General features: G+C 69.7%; 16 protein-coding genes. 6 read left to right on the forward strand and 10 right to left on the reverse strand.

Annotated features, from left to right (window positions below):
• Positions 1-4: 4 nt before the first annotated feature.
• Genes A5775_RS17090 through A5775_RS17100 form a run of 3 tightly spaced genes read right to left on the reverse strand, consistent with a single transcriptional unit; the run spans position 5 to position 4,592 of the window.
• Complete coding sequence (locus A5775_RS17090) at positions 5-724, reverse strand: HNH endonuclease family protein (protein ID WP_067254898.1); 720 nt, start codon at positions 722-724, stop codon at positions 5-7.
• Positions 721-2,940, reverse strand: coding sequence for an ATP-dependent DNA helicase RecG (gene recG / locus A5775_RS17095; protein WP_067254901.1), 2,220 nt, complete (start codon positions 2,938-2,940; stop codon positions 721-723). The genes A5775_RS17090 and recG overlap by 4 nt, the downstream gene beginning before the upstream one ends.
• A gap of 2 nt (positions 2,941-2,942) precedes the next feature.
• Positions 2,943-4,592 carry a DAK2 domain-containing protein gene (locus tag A5775_RS17100; protein ID WP_067254904.1) on the reverse strand — a complete coding sequence of 550 codons (1,650 nt, stop codon included), beginning with the start codon at positions 4,590-4,592 and terminating at the stop codon, positions 2,943-2,945.
• A gap of 333 nt (positions 4,593-4,925) precedes the next feature.
• Between A5775_RS17100 and rpmB the strand changes: the two genes are divergently transcribed.
• On the forward strand, positions 4,926-5,120 hold the full coding sequence (rpmB, locus tag A5775_RS17105; RefSeq protein WP_007775450.1) for a 50S ribosomal protein L28: 195 nt from the start codon (positions 4,926-4,928) through the stop codon (positions 5,118-5,120).
• A gap of 54 nt (positions 5,121-5,174) precedes the next feature.
• Here rpmB and A5775_RS17110 read toward each other — a convergent pair whose 3' ends face one another.
• The 3 genes from A5775_RS17110 to A5775_RS17120 are packed head-to-tail and all read right to left on the reverse strand — an operon-like array spanning position 5,175 to position 7,566.
• The gene (locus A5775_RS17110) at positions 5,175-5,825 is read right to left on the reverse strand and encodes a nitroreductase (RefSeq protein ID WP_067254907.1); all 651 of its coding nucleotides are present in this window, start codon (positions 5,823-5,825) and stop codon (positions 5,175-5,177) included.
• A 14-nt stretch (positions 5,826-5,839) separates the two neighbouring features.
• The gene (locus A5775_RS17115; RefSeq protein WP_067254909.1) at positions 5,840-6,661 is read right to left on the reverse strand and encodes a mycofactocin-coupled SDR family oxidoreductase; all 822 of its coding nucleotides are present in this window, start codon (positions 6,659-6,661) and stop codon (positions 5,840-5,842) included.
• 2 nt (positions 6,662-6,663) lie between these two features.
• A complete protein-coding gene (locus A5775_RS17120; RefSeq protein ID WP_067254913.1) occupies positions 6,664-7,566 on the reverse strand; it encodes an SDR family NAD(P)-dependent oxidoreductase in 903 nt (300 codons plus the stop codon).
• Between the two features lie 99 nt (positions 7,567-7,665).
• Between A5775_RS17120 and A5775_RS17125 the strand changes: the two genes are divergently transcribed.
• Genes A5775_RS17125 through A5775_RS17140 form a run of 4 tightly spaced genes read left to right on the forward strand, consistent with a single transcriptional unit; the run spans position 7,666 to position 11,374 of the window.
• Positions 7,666-8,109 carry a nuclear transport factor 2 family protein gene (locus A5775_RS17125; RefSeq protein WP_067254917.1) on the forward strand — a complete coding sequence of 148 codons (444 nt, stop codon included), beginning with the start codon at positions 7,666-7,668 and terminating at the stop codon, positions 8,107-8,109.
• A 4-nt stretch (positions 8,110-8,113) separates the two neighbouring features.
• The gene (locus A5775_RS17130) at positions 8,114-9,304 is read left to right on the forward strand and encodes a sulfotransferase (protein WP_067254920.1); all 1,191 of its coding nucleotides are present in this window, start codon (positions 8,114-8,116) and stop codon (positions 9,302-9,304) included.
• Complete coding sequence (locus tag A5775_RS17135) at positions 9,297-10,541, forward strand: hypothetical protein (RefSeq protein ID WP_067254923.1); 1,245 nt, start codon at positions 9,297-9,299, stop codon at positions 10,539-10,541. Before A5775_RS17130 ends, A5775_RS17135 begins: the two co-directional genes overlap by 8 nt.
• A 2-nt stretch (positions 10,542-10,543) precedes the next feature.
• Entirely contained in the window at positions 10,544-11,374 is an 831-nt protein-coding gene (locus A5775_RS17140) for an oxidoreductase (protein WP_067254928.1), read from the forward strand.
• A gap of 51 nt (positions 11,375-11,425) precedes the next feature.
• On the opposite strand, the gene A5775_RS17145 is transcribed toward A5775_RS17140, so the two are convergent.
• The 3 genes from A5775_RS17145 to A5775_RS17155 are packed head-to-tail and all read right to left on the reverse strand — an operon-like array spanning position 11,426 to position 14,033.
• Complete coding sequence (locus tag A5775_RS17145) at positions 11,426-12,355, reverse strand: NADP-dependent oxidoreductase (protein WP_067255052.1); 930 nt, start codon at positions 12,353-12,355, stop codon at positions 11,426-11,428.
• A gap of 5 nt (positions 12,356-12,360) precedes the next feature.
• Entirely contained in the window at positions 12,361-13,044 is a 684-nt protein-coding gene (locus tag A5775_RS17150) for a uracil-DNA glycosylase (protein ID WP_067255048.1), read from the reverse strand.
• Between the two features lie 41 nt (positions 13,045-13,085).
• Positions 13,086-14,033 (reverse strand): thiamine-phosphate kinase, encoded by a 948-nt coding sequence (locus A5775_RS17155; protein WP_197512662.1) that lies wholly within the window; start codon positions 14,031-14,033, stop codon positions 13,086-13,088.
• Between the two features lie 65 nt (positions 14,034-14,098).
• On the opposite strand from A5775_RS17155, the gene A5775_RS17160 reads away from it, so the two are divergent.
• Positions 14,099-14,680, forward strand: coding sequence for a DUF3515 domain-containing protein (locus A5775_RS17160; RefSeq protein ID WP_067254936.1), 582 nt, complete (start codon positions 14,099-14,101; stop codon positions 14,678-14,680).
• Here A5775_RS17160 and A5775_RS17165 read toward each other — a convergent pair.
• Positions 14,677-15,822 carry a D-alanine--D-alanine ligase family protein gene (locus A5775_RS17165; RefSeq protein WP_067255055.1) on the reverse strand — a complete coding sequence of 382 codons (1,146 nt, stop codon included), beginning with the start codon at positions 15,820-15,822 and terminating at the stop codon, positions 14,677-14,679. The genes A5775_RS17160 and A5775_RS17165 overlap by 4 nt on opposite strands.
• Positions 15,823-15,842 lie beyond the last annotated feature (20 nt).

Below are 15,842 nucleotides of genomic sequence, written 5' to 3' on the forward strand. Positions count from 1 at the left end.
GACCTTATCCCGCGGGGCAGGTCGCGGCGGCGTGGCGCAGGACGCCGGTCGACGCCTGATCCACCGTCAGCGAATAGCCGCGCAGCACGGCGAGGAATTGCATCGCGTACTGGCAGGCGAACGCCGCGTTCGGCGGCATCCACTGCGCCGGCGGCGAATCGCCCTTGTCCTGGTTGGCCGGCCCGTCGACGGCCAGCAGGTTGGCCGGGTCGTTGGCGAAGCGCAGCCGCTCGGGCGCCGGCCAGCCGTAGGCCCCCATGTCCCAGGCGTATGCGAGCGGGACGATGTGGTCGATCTGGACCGATTCGCCGACCTTGGGACCGCGCTGAAAGGCGATGGTCTTGTTGGTGTACGGGTCGTGCAGCGTGCCCGTGGCCACGGCGTCCGGGCACCGCTTGATCGACACATACGTTTTGCCGACGAGATCGCGGTCGAGGATGTCGTCGCGGGTGTCGCACCCGTTGTGCCCCATCGGGGCGTCGTTGTCGTCATCCCACGCGTCGCCGAACGCGGCCCGCAGGTAGTCGTAGCGGTGCAACCGCACCGGCACGACCGCAATGCCCGCGAGCACGTCGGCGCCGGGCAACACCGTCGGAACATCAGCGCGCGCAGCGTATTCGGCGGAATGCCTGCTGGCCAAGGACCCGACCGTCTGGTAGGCCACCACCACCGCGGCCAGCGCGGCCGCGGCCAGCCACAACAGCACCTTGCGGTTCGCGGTCACGATTTGTCCAGGTATTCGATGCGGTCGGTGCCGGTGAATCGTGCGGCCAGCACGGCCAACCCGGGATCGAAGCGGTCCTCGGCGTAGGCCTGGACGGCGAAGTCCCGGGCGGCCTCGATGTACTCCAGGTGGTCCGCCAGGGACAGCAATCGCAGCGTGATCGCCCGGCCGGACTGGTTGCGGCCCAACACATCTCCCTCGCGTCGCTCCTTGAGATCGAGGTCGGCGAGGGCGAAGCCGTCCAGCGTTCCGGCCACCGCACGCAGCCGCCGTCCGGCTGACGAGTCCGGCGAGGCCCAGCTGGCGAACAGGCACAGGCTCGGATGCGCACCACGGCCGATCCGCCCGCGCAGCTGGTGCAGCTGGCTGATGCCGAACCGGTCGGCGTCCATCACCAGCATCACGGTGGCGTTGGGGACATCGACGCCCACCTCGATGACGGTGGTGCACACCAGCACGTCGATTTCGCCGGCGCGGAAGGCCGCCATCGCCGCGTCCTTCTCGTCGCCGGACAGCCGCCCGTGCATCAGCCCCAGCCGCAGGTTCGCCAGCTCGCCGGAACGCAGTCGGGCGTAAAGACCTTCGGCGGTCTCGGGGGCCTTGGCATTCTGCTCTTGGGTGCCCGGATCGTCGTCCTCGTCGATGCGGGGCGCCACGACGTAGGCCTGCCGGCCGGCGGCGACCTCTTCGCTGATGCGCTGCCAGGCGCGGCCGAGCCACGTGGGGTTGTCCTTGACGAAGATGACGTTGCTGGTGATCGGCTGGCGGCCGCGCGGAAGTTCGCGCAGCGTCGAGGTTTCCAGGTCCCCGTAGAAGGTGAGCGCGACGGTGCGTGGAATCGGCGTCGCCGTCATCACCAGCAGGTGCGGGGTTACGCCGGGACGGGCCTTGGCCCGCAATTGATCTCGCTGCTCGACACCGAAGCGGTGTTGCTCGTCGACGACCACCATGCCGAGATTGTCGAACTCCACCGCGTCCTGTAGTAGCGCGTGGGTGCCGACGACAATGCCGACTTCACCGCCGGCGATCTCGGCCCGGATCTGCTTCTTCTGCGCAGCGGTCATGGAACCGCTGAGCAGCGCGAGCCGGGTGCCATGATCGGCGCCGCCCAGCTGGCCCGCCATCGCCAGCGGGCCGAGCACATCGCGGATCGACCGAAGATGTTGCGCAGCAAGCACTTCCGTTGGCGCCAGCAGTGCGCACTGATAACCGGCATCCACCATCTGCAGCATCGCCAGCACCGACACGATCGTCTTACCCGAGCCCACCTCCCCCTGCAGCAGGCGGTTCAACGGGCGATTCGACGCCAGCCCGCCGGACAGCACGCCGAGCACGTCACGCTGCCCTGCCGTCAGCTCGAAAGGCAACCGCCCCAACAGTTCCGCGGCCAAACCGTCCGTGCGCGGCGGTGCCGGGGGCCCCGATTCCGAAAGCTCGCCGTGCCGGCGGGCCACCAGGGCCCACTGCAGCCCGACGGCCTCGTCGAAGGTCAGCCGTTCGCGCGCCCGCTGGCGGCGAGACTCGCTTTCGGCGAGGTGGATGTCGCGCAACGCCTGATCTTCGGAGACCAGGCCGAATTTCGCGCGCAGGTCCTCGGGCAACGGATCGGGCACCGGGTCGAGGACGTCGAGCACCTGGCGCACCGCGGCGAAGATGTTCCAGCTCTGCAGCTTGGCGCTGGCGGCATAGATCGGGAAGAAGTGGCGCTGGTACGCGTCCGCGATATCTTCGCCGGTGGTGGCGTGCGAGGCGTTGGCGATGCTCTTGAGGGACACGGTGCCACGGTTCTTCCCGTCCGGCGTGTCGAGAAGGAGAAACGCGGGATGGGTGAGCTGCATGACATTCCTGAAGAACCCGACCTCACCCGAAAGCATCACCTTGGCGCCCTTGGTCAGGTCCTTTTTGATGTAGTTCGCGTTGAAGAATGTGGCGGTCACCTTGGCGCGCCCGGAGCCGAGCGTGATGCGGTGGCACACCTTCTTCGGGGTCTTCTTCATCGGAAACGTCTCGGTGTCGGCGATCGTGTCGATGATGGTGATGTGCTCACCGGCCGGCGGCCGTTCGTCGTCGGCGTCCCACCGGCTGGCGCCCTCGGTGTAGCTGCGGGGGTAGTGGCGCAACAGGTCGTCGACGGTCCGGATGCCGAACACCTCGTCGAGGAGCTCCACCACCTTGCCACCAACGGCGTAGTCCAGCCGGTCGCTCAGCGACACCATCGCTATTCGACCCCGATCAGCAGCGCGTCACCGTGGTGGCCGGTGCGGTAGGTGACCAGTTCGGTTCCGGGGTGGTGGTCGTGCATGTGCTCTTCCAGGATGTCGCCGACCGCGCCGGCGTCGCCGTCCGTATCGATGCCGACGCCCAGCAGCACCGTGACCAGGTCGCCGCCGGAGGCCAGCAGCAGATCGAGCAGACCGATCGCGGCCCCGACCGCGTCGGCGGCCACGATCAGCACCTCGTCGCCCGCGATCCCCAGGCCGTCCCCCGGGTGGCAGCGACCCGCCCAGGTCAACGCGCTCTCGGTGGCGATGCGCACCGATCCGTGCCGCGCCGCGCCGGCGGCCCGGGCCATCGTGTAGCCGTCGTCGACGGCCTGCCTGCCAATTTCGTGCACGGCCAGCGCGGCCAGCCCCTGCACCATCGACCCGGTCGGAATCGGCACCACGTCGATCCCCCAGCCGATGGCCGCGGTGCATCCGGCAACCAGCTCCTCGGCGGCCACGTAGCCGTTGGGCAGCAGCATCACCTGCGCGGCGCCGGTGTCGACGACGGCCCGCATCAGCTGGTGCGCGCTGATGTTGGTTACGGGATCGTGCGCGGCGGGGTCGCGTTGCAGCACGCAGGCGCCTTCCCCGGCGAACAGGTCGGCGGCGCCGCCGCCGTCGACGACGGCCAGCACCGCCCGTTCCCGCGTCCAGCCGCCCGCAGGCAACCCGGGCGCGCCGGAGCTCAGGGCCGAGATGACGATGCGGCTGAGCCGCCCGGCCGCCAACCCTGCCTCGACGGCGGCGCCGGCGTCATCGGTGTGCACGTGCACGGAGTAGGTGCGCCGGGCCGACGACGGCGCGGAGGCGATGCCCACCGAATCGCCCAGGTCCGCCAGCCGGTCGCGCAGCGCGTCCGCCGCCGCGGGTTCGCAGCCGTCCAGCCGGTACATCACCTCGAATTGGGGTGCGGGGCGTGGCGCGGAGGCTTCGGGTTGCTGCGCCCGCGGCGAGAGCTCGTAGACCGTCCGGGCGGGCGCCTGCCCCGTGATGGTGGTCCGCAACGCGTCCAACAGGACCAGCAGACCCCGCCCGCCGGCGTCCACGGCTCCGGCGTCGGCGAGCACGGCGAGCTGCTCGGGGGTCTTTTCCAGGGCGACCACCGCCGCGTCACCGGCGGCGATGATCGCGGGCGCGAGCCCGTCCCCGGCCCGGGCGCACTGCTGGACGGCGGTGGCGGCGGCCCGCAACACCGAGACGATGGTCCCCGGGACTTCCTCGCCGCCCATCGAGGTGATGACCAGTTCGACGCCGCGCTGCAGCGCGGCGCCCAGCACGGCGGCCTCGATGTGGGACAGGTCGCCGCCGACGTCCGTTGCGGCGGTCGCGGTGACGTCGGCGACGCCGCGCAGGATCTGCGACAAGATCACCCCGGAGTTGCCGCGGGCGCCGTTCAGCGCGCCGGCCGACAGCGCCGCAGCGGCCCGCGCGGCGCAGGCCGAGCCGCCCTGCGCGTTCAGCTCCGCCAGCGCCGAACGCATGGTGAACAGCATGTTGGCGCCGGTATCGGAGTCGGCGACGGGGAAGACGTTGAGCCGGTTGATCTCGTCGATGTGGGTGATCAGGTCGCTGACGGCCGTGTGCGCCCAATCCCGCAGTGTCATCGCGTCTAATTGACGGTCCGGCGATGTCCACGAAGTGGCCAGGGTTACCCACCTCCTCTGCGCCCGTCGGTGCCTCGTCGATGTCTTCGGTGCCCGGCACCCGGTGGGCGCCAGCGTAGCCGGGCGACACGCGCCACGGCCGCCGGTGACCACCACCCGCCGGCGGGCCGAACCGGCCCATTGAGCCTAGCCAGAGGGGGCGACAGAGAGGGTGACTGTTTTGGTGGTTGCCATGACAATCGGTATCCTCAGTGGGGCCCGGGTGAACCCGGGCTGTCCCGGCCGCGTTCAGACCGCCCGAGCCGGACCCCCGAGAACTGAGGAGCTTGAACAATGGCCGCTGTGTGCGAGATCTGCGGGAAAGGCCCCGGCTTCGGCAAGTCGGTGTCGCACTCCCACCGCCGCACCAGCCGCCGGTGGGATCCCAACGTCCAGACCGTGCACGTCGTCACGCGTCCGGGCGGCAACAAGCAGCGCCTCAACGTCTGCACGTCCTGCATCAAGGCCGGCAAGGTCGTTCGCGGCTAGCGACGCGTCGCGGGTGTAGCGGCTCGGTCAGCGGCCCCGGGCTTTTCGGCGTCGTCAGTCGTCCAAAAACACCACGTGCTTGTCCACGCTCTCGCGGCCGACGCGCAGCGAGTTGCCGGGAAAATCGGGGTCGGGGTAGCCGACGGCAAGGCCACACAACAACGTCATCTCGGATGGGATGCCGAGTTGCTCCCGCACGATGTCGGGATAGCCTGCTATCGATACCTGCACGCAGGTGCTCAGACCGCGGGCGGTCAACGCCAGTAGCAGCGTCTGCAGGAACATCCCGACGCCCAGGCTGTCAACCAGGCCGAAGTCCTGATGCATCGACACCACGCCACCCAGCGGGGCGCGGAAGAATTCCCAGTTGCGCAGCACCGCGACGCGCCGGGCCTCGGTATCGCTGCGCACGATGCCCATCGAGCCGTACACCTGCGCGCCCAGTTGGCGCCGCAGGTGAGCGAACGCTTCGGGCAGCTGCGGCACGTTCGGCGATTCGGCCCCCGCCTTCGCCAGCATGGCCGCCACCAGCCGCTCGCGCGCCGCTCCGGAGGCGAACACCACGCGCCACGGCTGGACGTTGGAGTTCGACGGCGCCCGCATGGCCAGCTCCAGCGATTCGTCGACCAGGTGCCGCGGCACCGGGGTGGGCAGGTACATGCGCGTCGAGCGCCGCTGCCGGATTGTCTCGTCGAGGTCGTACATCGTTGGCCCGCCCTCTACATGACGACGTGGCCGGCGTCGACCGGTATCGACACGCCGGTCACGTAGCGCGATCGCGCGCCGGCCAGCCACAGCACCGCCTCGGTGACGTCCTGCGCCTCCACCAACGGCACCCCGGGCAGCAGCATCTGTGAGACGGCCGGGTTCGGATTCTCCGTCATCCGCGTCACCACGAAGTCGTTCAGAATCATCGGCGTCGCGACCCCGCTGGGGTGTACCGAGTTGACTCGAATCTTGTGCGGCGCATAGGCATTCGCTGCCGAGCGCATCAGACCCACGACACCGTGCTTGGATGCGGCGTAGGCGAACATCGCGGCGCTGCCGTCACCGCCGCGGCCGGTCAGGCCCTGCGACGAACTGACCAGGACGACCGAGCCGCCCCTGCCCTTGCGCACGATCGAGGGAACCGTCGCCAGCAGCGTGTGCCACACGCCCTTGAGGTTGGTGTCGACGATCGTGTCGAACACCGGTTCGGACTCGGGCTCGGTGACGCCGATCGCCACCACCCCGGCGTTGGCGATGACGACGTCGACATCGCCGAGTTCGTCGATACCCGCCTGCACCCCGGCTTGCAGGCCCGCGAGGTCGCGGACGTCGGCGATCACCGAAACCGCTTTGCGTCCCGCGGACCCGACCAGCTGCACGGTTTCGGCGAGCTCGGCTTCGGTGCCCAGGGCGTAGGGAATCGCCTCGAGGTCGGCGCAGATGTCGACGGCGATGATGTCGGCGCCCTGTTCGGCCAGTGCGACGGCGTGGCTGCGGCCCTGGCCGCGCGCGGCGCCGGTCACGACGGCGATCATGTTGTCGAATTCACCCATGGTCAGACCTCCAGTTTCGTGCCGGTCTCGCGTTCAGCGAAGGCCACCAGCTGGGCGGCGGCGTCGTAATCGCACGCCAGCGGCGTCCGGCCGATGAGCACCGGCCCGCCGCGCAGCCCGAACCTGCCGCTGACCCCGACGTAGCTGCCCGGCGGCACGGGTTCGCTGATGCAGTAGAGCGTGGGCGCCGCGCCCTCGTCGATGCCGTTGGCCAGCCGGTCGGCCACCATCTTGACCGCCTTGTGGGCCAGCGACATCAGGGGCGAGTCGCCCACGTTCGACAGGTTCGAGGCCACCCACCCCGGGTGCGTGAGGTGGGTGATGAGCGGCGAGCCGGCCGCGCGCAGCCTGCGGTCCAGCTCGAGGCCCCACAGCATGACCGCGAGCTTGGACTGCGCGTAGGCGCCCAGCCTCGTCCACTTGTGCCGGCGCAGGTGCAGGTCGTCGAGGTGCAACGTCGCCGACCGGTGCGCGTCGGAGCCGACGTTGATGATCTGCGCACGCACCGTGGGCAGCAGCAGGTTGGTCAGGGCGAACGGTCCGAGCAGGTTGGTGCCCAGCGTCATCTCGAATCCGTCGACCGTGTCGGTGCGGCGGTCGGTCAGGGCGCCGGCGTTGTTGATCAGGATGTCGACCGGCCCGTCGATCAGGTCGCAGAACGCCCGCACCGACGACAGGTCAGCCAGGTCGAGCTTGACTACCGATGTGGTGGCGCCACCCATCGCAGAAATCTCCGCTGCGCGTCGCTCGCCGAGTTCGGTGTTGCGCACCGCGAGGATCACGTGCGCGCCGGCCTTGGCGAGCGCGCGGGCCGTGCCCAGGCCCACCCCGTTGGTCGCGCCGGTCACGATCACGCGCTTGCCGGTCAGGTTGCCGAGCCGGCTCGGCGTCCACGGTAAGGTCACGGCGACTAAGAGTAATCGTCGCTTCTATGTAAGTTGGGCCGGTTCTGCCAACATTGGTCGCGGAAGCACAGCGGACGGACTTTCCCGAGGCGGTTCGACATGAGTGACAGCGCCACCGAGATCACCAACCTCATCTACACCTATGCACAGCTCCTCGACGGCGGCGACCTGGACGGGGTGGCCCGGCTTTTCGAGCACGGCCGCATCTGCGGCGTGGAGGACGGCCCGCCGGAGACCGTGTTCGCCGGCTCGGCCCGGGTCCGCGAGATGTACGACATGGCCACGCGCATCTACGAAGACGGCACCCCGAAGACCAAGCACAACACCACCAACGTGCAGCTGCACATCGACGAGGCGGTTGGCACCGCGACGAGCACGTCCTACTACTGCGTCACGCAGGCCACCCCCGACCTGCCGCTGCAGGTCATCGTGACCGGGCACTACAAGGACACCTTTCACCGGGTGGACGGCGTGTGGTGTTTCGACAGCCGCACCATGTTCGTCGACCAGGTCGGCGACGTCAGCCAGCACCTGAAGTTCTGACCCCGTGACATTCGCCAGCGTCTTCGAGCCGGCCGGCGTCCTGGCCGACGCGCAACGCAAGGAAGATCTCACCGACTGGGGCCCGGGCGAGTTCGCAGAGCCGCTGGCCGTGCTGCTACGCGACTATGCGGGCGCCGACCTCAACGCTATCGGCGCCCACATCCTGCGCTCGGGGATCGTGCACAGCCTGCGGATGCGGCTGCGCACGCAGGAGTGGATCCGCCGCCATCCGGAGATCCTCGACGAGCGCGTGGCCGCCCCGATCGTCGTCGTCGGGATGATGCGCAGCGGGACCACGTTGTTGCAGCGGCTGCTGGCGGCCGACCCGCGCTTCGCCTGCGCGCACGGGTGGGAGGTCGTCGAGGTCGCGCCGAAGTTGAATCACGGGTTCACCGGGGTCGATCCGCGCATCGCCATCAGCCAAGCGCGAGAAGCGAAATCGCGCGAACTGGCGCCCGAGCTGTTCGCCATCCACCCGATGTACGCCACCGAAGCCGAGGAGGAGATCGTCTTTTTGGCCGACGCGTTCTTGTCGCACGTCCCCGAGTCGGGCGCGCACCTGCCGCACTACCGGTCGTGGCTCGACGATCAGGACTTCTCCCCCGCCTATGCCTACCTGCACCGCATGCTGCAGTTCCTGCAATGGCAAAAACACCGGCGGGGCCAGCGGGGCCGGCGATGGGTGCTCAAATCGCCGGCGCACCTGGGGTATTTGGGCCTGCTGCGCGCACAGTTCCCCGATCTGCACCTCGTGCACCTGCATCGTGATCCACGCACCACGATCGCGTCGGGGGCCAGTCTGAACGCCACCCTGCACGCGATGCACGCCGATACCGTGGACGCGCACCGGGTGGGCGCGCAGTGGCTGGAGCGGATGGGCTGGACCAATGACCGCGCGATGGCGACCCGCGACGGCTGGTCCGACGACGGTGCCCGCGTCACCGACATCGGGTTCGACGAGGCGGTGGCCGACCCGATCGGACAGGTGGCCCGCGTCTACGACGCGATCGGGCTGCCGCTGACCGCCCAGGCCGAGGACGCGATGCGGCGCTGGCTGCGTGAGCGTCCGCGCGAGGTGGCGCGCGCGCCGTACGGGCTGGAGAACTACGGCCTGCTTCCCGAGCAGGTTGACGAGCGATTCAGGGTGTACAACAAGCGTTTTGCACAATTCATCGGAGGAACAGCACATGCCTGATGACCCGGTCGCGACGGTATCCCAGCACGAACAGGAACTGGCGGCCCTCGACCTGATCGAGCATCCCACCGTCAAGGCCGCCTACCGGAGCGTGGCGCAGACCTGGCTGGGCCGGGCCAAGGCGTCGGAGGCGATGCGCGAACGGTTCGACGACGCGTTCGCCGAGGTGATGTTCTCGGCGGCGGTGTGGTCGTCCAACCAGGACAAGCTGCGACCGAAGGTCAGTTGCATCACCCGGCTGGCGCACCCGGTGGACGGCCGCCGGATTCCTGGATCACGTTGGGGCATCGACAATCCCGACAGCGTGTACCGGGTGATCCCAATCTCCGGCGACGAGCGTTACGAGATCCACGGCCGGGTCGGTGAACACCGGATGACCGAAAACTACTTCACCCTCTGGGACGCGAACATGGGCACGGTCGACGTGCTCAACGGTCGCACCATGCGGGTCGACTCCGACGGCAGCTTCACCATCACCGTCGACTCCGACCCCGCCAACGGCCGGCCCAATCACGTGCGGACCTCCCCGGCCGCCCACGAGTTCTACATTCGCGACGTGCTGCTGGACTGGGGCCGCGACGACCCCAATCACCTTGAGGTGCAACGGCTCGGCGGCCCCCCGCAGACGCCGGCGCGCACGCTCGACGAGCAGGCCGAGGCGACCGCGGCGATGATGGACTACTTCGCCAACTTCACCGGCAAGCTCAGTCATGGCGTGTACAAGATGCCGGCCAACCATTTCAACCTGGCCTGGTCCGCCGACAAGGCCGGCGCCATGCGCAACCAGGTGTACGTGATGGGCCGGTTCGATCTCGCCCCCGGCGAGGCGTTCGTCGTCGACCTGAACGACGGTGGCGCCGAATATTTCACCGTTCCGCTCAGCAATATCTGGGGCACCACGCTCGAACTCGTCGACCGCACCGGCAGCCTCAACAAGGCGCAGTCCGTCGCCAACGAGGACGGCAGCCACACCTACGTGATCTCACCGGTCGACCCCGGCGTAGCCAATTGGATCGACTCCGACGGCCTGCGCGAAGCCATCCTGACGCTGCGCATGGCGGAATTCGGCGACAACGGTCCCCGCGAAGACCTCGGTGCGCGGGGCCGCGTCATCAAGCTGGACCAGCTCGACGCCGAGGTGCCGCACCTGGCGCGGGTGAGCCCGCAGCAGCGGGCGGCCCAGCTCGCCGACCGGCGAAAGGGCTATCTGCGGCGCCTACCGGAAGGGACGATCTAGCGATGTCACGCTGGCTGATCACGGGATGCTCCACCGGCTTCGGCCGCGAAATCGCCCGCGCGGCCCTGGAAGCCGGCCACAGCGTGGTGGTGACGGCGCGGCGGGCCGAGGCCGTGCAGGACTTCGCCGACCAGTTCGGCGACCGGGCGCTGGCCGCCGCGCTCGATGTGACCGACACCGGCCAGGTCGCCGCCGCGGTGGCGGCGACCGAAAAGGCTTTCGGCGGAATCGATGTGCTGGTCAACAACGCCGGACACGGCTACCTGTCCGCGGTGGAAGAGGGTGAGGACGCCGAAGTCCGAAAGCTGTTCGACGTCAACTACTTCGGCGCCGTCGACATGATCAAGGCGGTGCTGCCGGGCATGCGCGACCGCGGGTCGGGCCACATCATCAACATCTCCTCGATGACCGGCCTGGTGGCCAACCCACCCAACGCCTACTACTCGTCGACCAAGTTCGCGCTCGAGGCCGTGACCGAAGCGCTGGCCACCGAGGTCCGCCCGCTGGGCATCAAGGTGACCGCCATCGAACCCGGTGCGTTCCGCACCGATTGGGCGACCCGGTCCATGAAGGAATCCGATGCTCCGATAGCCGATTACGGCGACGTGGCGGCGCGCAAGGACCTGATCAAGCAGTTCGCCGATCACCTGCCCGGCGACCCGCGCAAGGTGGCCGAGGCGGTGCTGATGGTGGCCAAACTCGACGATCCGCCGCTGCGGCTGCTGCTGGGCCGCGACGTGCTCAAGGCCATGCGGGACAAGATCGCGGCGCTGTCGGCGTCGATCGACGAGTGGGAAGCCGTCACCAAGGACGTGAACTTCCCCGCTTCATAGGCGCTTCGTAGGCGCTTGGTGAAGCTGTGCCGCCGACGGGGTGCATGGCCCTCAGTCCCGCACGATGAGGACGGTCTTGCCGGCGCGGCCGCCGCGCTCGCGGCTTTCGAACGCCTCCCGACCCTCGTCGAGCGGGAACGTCTGGGCGATCGCGACGTGCAACCGGTCGCCGTCGACAAGCGCGGCGAGCTCGGTCAGCTGATCGCGATTCGGCGTGACGACGAAGAAGGTTGCGCTGATACCGAATTCGTCGGCCTTGCCATCCGGTGGCGGTGCCGACAACGTGACCAGCCGGCCACCGCGGCGCAGCACGCCGTATGACCTTTCCAGCGTCTGGCCGCCGACGGTGTCGACGACGACGTCGTAGGCGGCGCCGGTTTCGTCGAATGCCTCGGTGCGCGTGTCGATCACCCGCTGCGCGCCGCAACCACGAAGAAGGTTGGCGGTGTCGCTGCGCACGGTCGCGGCCACCTGCGCGCCGAGCAGGGCGGCCAGCTGGACGGTCAACAGGCCCACTCCCCCGGCGCCGCCGTGCACCAGCACGGCCTCTCCCGGTTGCACCGCGGCGTGATCGACCAGAGCCTGCAGCGCCGTCAGGCCGGCCAGCGGCAGCGCCGCGGCGACGGTGTGGGAGACCGTCGACGGCTTGGCGGCCAGGTCGGTCGCGGGCACGGCGACGAAATCGGCCGCCGCGCCGTCGCGGTCGAACGCGATCAGCCCATAGACCTCGTCGCCGGGCACGAAATCCGTGACGCCGTCGGCCACCGCGGACACCACGCCGGAAACCTCGTGCGACGGGATCACCGGGGTCCGGCTGACGCCGCCGCGGGTCCAGGTTTCCTCCCACGTCAGCTCGTCGAAGGTGATGGCAGCCGCATGTACGGCCACCAAGGCCTCGCCGGCGGCCGCCACCGGCACGGGCGCCCGCTCGATCACCAGCTGTTCGGGGCCGCCGCGCCGGTGCGCCCGCAGCGCGGTCATCTCGTTCACGGCAGCCGCCAATCGATCGCGTCCGCGCCCATTTCGGCCAGCAGCTCGTTGGCACGGCTGAACGGACGGGAGCCGAAGAAGCCCCGCGAGGCGGACAGTGGCGAGGGGTGGGGTGACTCGATGGCCACGCAGTTCCCTTGGGCGAGAATCGGTTTGAGCGTTGACGCGTCACGGCCCCACAGGATGGCCACCAGGGGCAGCGACCGTGCGGTCAGCGCCCGGATGGCGCACTCGGTCACCGCTTCCCAGCCCCTGCCACGATGCGACGCCGGATTGCTGGGACGCACCGTGAGCACCCTGTTCAGCAGCAGCACGCCGCGCTGCGCCCAGGGCGTCAGGTCACCGCACGACGGCGGGGGGTGGCCCAGGTCCGCGGCGTACTCCTGAAAGATGTTGGCCAGGCTGCGGGGCAGCGGCCGCACCTCGGGTGCCACCGAAAAGCTCAGCCCCACAGCGTGTCCGGGCGTCGGGTAGGGATCCTGCCCGACGATCAACACCCTGACCTGGTCGAAGGGGTAGGTGAAGGCGCGCAACACATTCGGTCCGGCGGGCAGATACCTGCGCCCGGCCGCGATCTCGTCCCGCAGGAACTGCCCCATCTGGGCGACCTGCCCGGCCACCGGCTCCAGCGCGCTCGCCCAGCCCGGCTCGACCAGTTCACTCAGCGGCCGCGCGGTCATCATCGGCCCTTCGCGATCGGGTAAACGGTCACCGCGTCACCCTAGTACGACTGCCAGCCGGCGTGGCCGCTCCACTCCTGATCGTCGACGAGCACCCGGGCCGGGCCGTCGAGAACCCGCCCGATGATGCGCCATCCGGCCGGCGCGGGTCCGGCGAAAGACGCCACCAGGGCGTGGTCTTCGCCGCCGCCCAGCACCCACGGCCAGGGGTCGGCGCCCACGGCGGCCGCCGCCGCGGCCAGCGCGTCGCGGTCCGCGGCCAGCGCCGCCGTGGACAGGTCGATGCCCACCCCCGACGCGTCGGCGACATGCCGTAGGTCGGCGATGAGGCCGTCGGACACGTCGATCATCGCCTGCGCTCCCCCGGCCGCCGCCACCGCGCCCTGACCGTACGGCGGCTCGGGCACCACATGCCGGCGCCGCAGCTCATCGAATCCACTAACCCCGTTGTGCCACAAGGCAAACCCTGCCGCCGAGCGGCCCAGGTCCCCGGCGACGGCGATCAGCGAGCCGGGCTTGGCGCCCGATCGCCGCACCGGCTCGCGCCCGCCGAGGTCGCCCAGTACCGTCACCGAGATCACCCACTGCGGGCAGCTGACCAGATCACCGCCGGCGATGCCGGCACCGACGCGCTGTGCCTCGTCCCACATCCCGTCGACCAACGCGTCCACCGCCGCCGCCGGCGTCTGACCGGGCGCGCCGAAGGCAACCACGAACGCCGTCGGCCGCGCGCCCATCGCCTCGACATCCGCGGCATTCTGGGCGATCGCCTTGCGGCCGATGTCGTGGGGCGACGACCAGTCCAGCCGGAAGTGCCGGTCCTGCACCAGCATGTCGGTCGACACCACGGCGCGGCCGTCGCCGGCCGCCACCAGCGCCGCGTCGTCACCCGGCCCGAGCATGACCGCGGCCGGCTGCCGGCGACCGGCCACCAGGCGGTCGATGACGGCGAACTCGCCGAGTTGTTGCAGCGTCGATTCGTCCCGCACGCAACCCACGATAGGGCCCACGGCGTAGGAATAATTAGCCAACCGGGTGGGGCGAAGGGATAGTGATGAGCAGACAGGAGGTGCGCGCGGTGGCAACCGAATCGGACGCCGACGGCGGGCCGCCGCGTGCGGTGATCATGGTCGCGGTCGCGCTGGCGGTCGCGACGATCGGCGTGATCCTGGCCATCGCGGCGACCCGCGAGGCGCCACCGCCGCCGGTCGCCATTGCGGGCGTCCCGGCGCCGCAGGCCGACAGCGCCGAATGCCGGGCACTGATGGACGCGCTGCCGCAGCGCCTGGGCGACTACCAGCGCGCGACCCTCGAGCAACCGGAACCGGTGGGCGCGGCGGCGTGGCGGACGGGCCGGGGCAGCCCGGTGGTGCTGCGCTGCGGGCTGGACCGCCCGGCCGAGTTCGTCCTGGGCGCTCCGATCCAGGTGGTCGATCGGGTGCAGTGGTTCCAGGTGCGCTCGGATCAGCAATCCGCCGGCGACGCCGGCAGGTCCACCTGGTACGCGGTGGATCGCGGGGTCTATGTGGCGCTCACGCTGCCGACCGGGTCGGGCCCGGCACCGATCCAGCAGCTTTCCGATGTCATCGATCAGCACATCGCGGCCGCGCCCATCAACCCCGGGCAGCCCCGTTAGCGCAGACCCACCCCGCGGGCCAACGCCGTCTCGACCATCGTGGCCAGCAAGGTCGCGTAGTCCACGCCGCTGGCCGCCCACATCCGCGGATACATCGAGATGGTGGTGAATCCCGGCATCGTGTTGATCTCGTTGAGTACGGGCCCGTCGTCGGTGAGGAAGAAATCCACCCGGGCCAGCCCCTGGCAGTCGATGGCCTTGAACGCACGGATCGCCAATTGGCGCACGGCGTCGGCGATCTCGTCGTCGACCTTTGCGGGCACATCCAATTCGGCCGCGTCGTCGAGGTATTTGGTGGCGAAGTCGTAGAACGCATCCTCGCGGCCCCGCACGCCGGCCACCCGTATCTCGCCCAACGCGCTGGCTTCGACTGTGCCGTCGGGCATTTCGAGCACACCGCACTCCAGCTCACGGCCAACGATCGCGGCCTCGACGATGACTTTGGGATCGTGGCGGCGCGCATCGGCGACGGCGACGTCCAGCTGGTCCCAGCTCGATACCCGGCTCACTCCGATCGAGGAACCACCTCGGGCCGGTTTGACGAACACCGGCAACCCCAGCCGCTGGCATTCCTCGGGCCGCAGCCTCGCGCGCGACGGCCGCAGCACCGCGTAGTCACCGATCGGCAATCCCTCGGCGGCGAACAGCTTCTTGGTGAACTCCTTGTCCATGCCGGCGGCGCTGGCCAACACCCCGGCCCCCACATAGGGCACACCGGCGAGTTCGAGCAGACCCTGGATCGTGCCGTCCTCACCGTAGGGGCCGTGCAGCACGGGGAATACCACGTCGACCGACGCCAACACCTCACTCGCACCGGGTGGCAGGGAAATCAATTGGCCACTGCGCCGCGGATCGGCCGGCAGCGCCAGCTCGGTTCCCGATTCGACGGTGACTTCGGGCAGTCGCCGGTCGGTGATCGCCAGCGCGGCCGGGTCACCGGCGGTGAGCACCCAGGAACCTTCCGGGGTGATGCCGATCGCGACGACCTCGAAACGCCCAGGGTCGAGGTTGCGCAGAATGCTGCCCGCCGAGACGCACGAGATGGCGTGCTCGTTGCTGCGACCGCCGAAGACGACGGCCACCCGCGCCCGCTGGCCACCCCCTGAGCCGGGGTGCGGCGTCGACCGATCGCTGGCATTCACAATCACAAGAGGCTACCGGG

Origin of the sequence: Mycobacterium sp. 852002-10029_SCH5224772 (assembly GCF_001667315.1) — a bacterium.
GTDB lineage: Bacteria > Actinomycetota > Actinomycetes > Mycobacteriales > Mycobacteriaceae > Mycobacterium.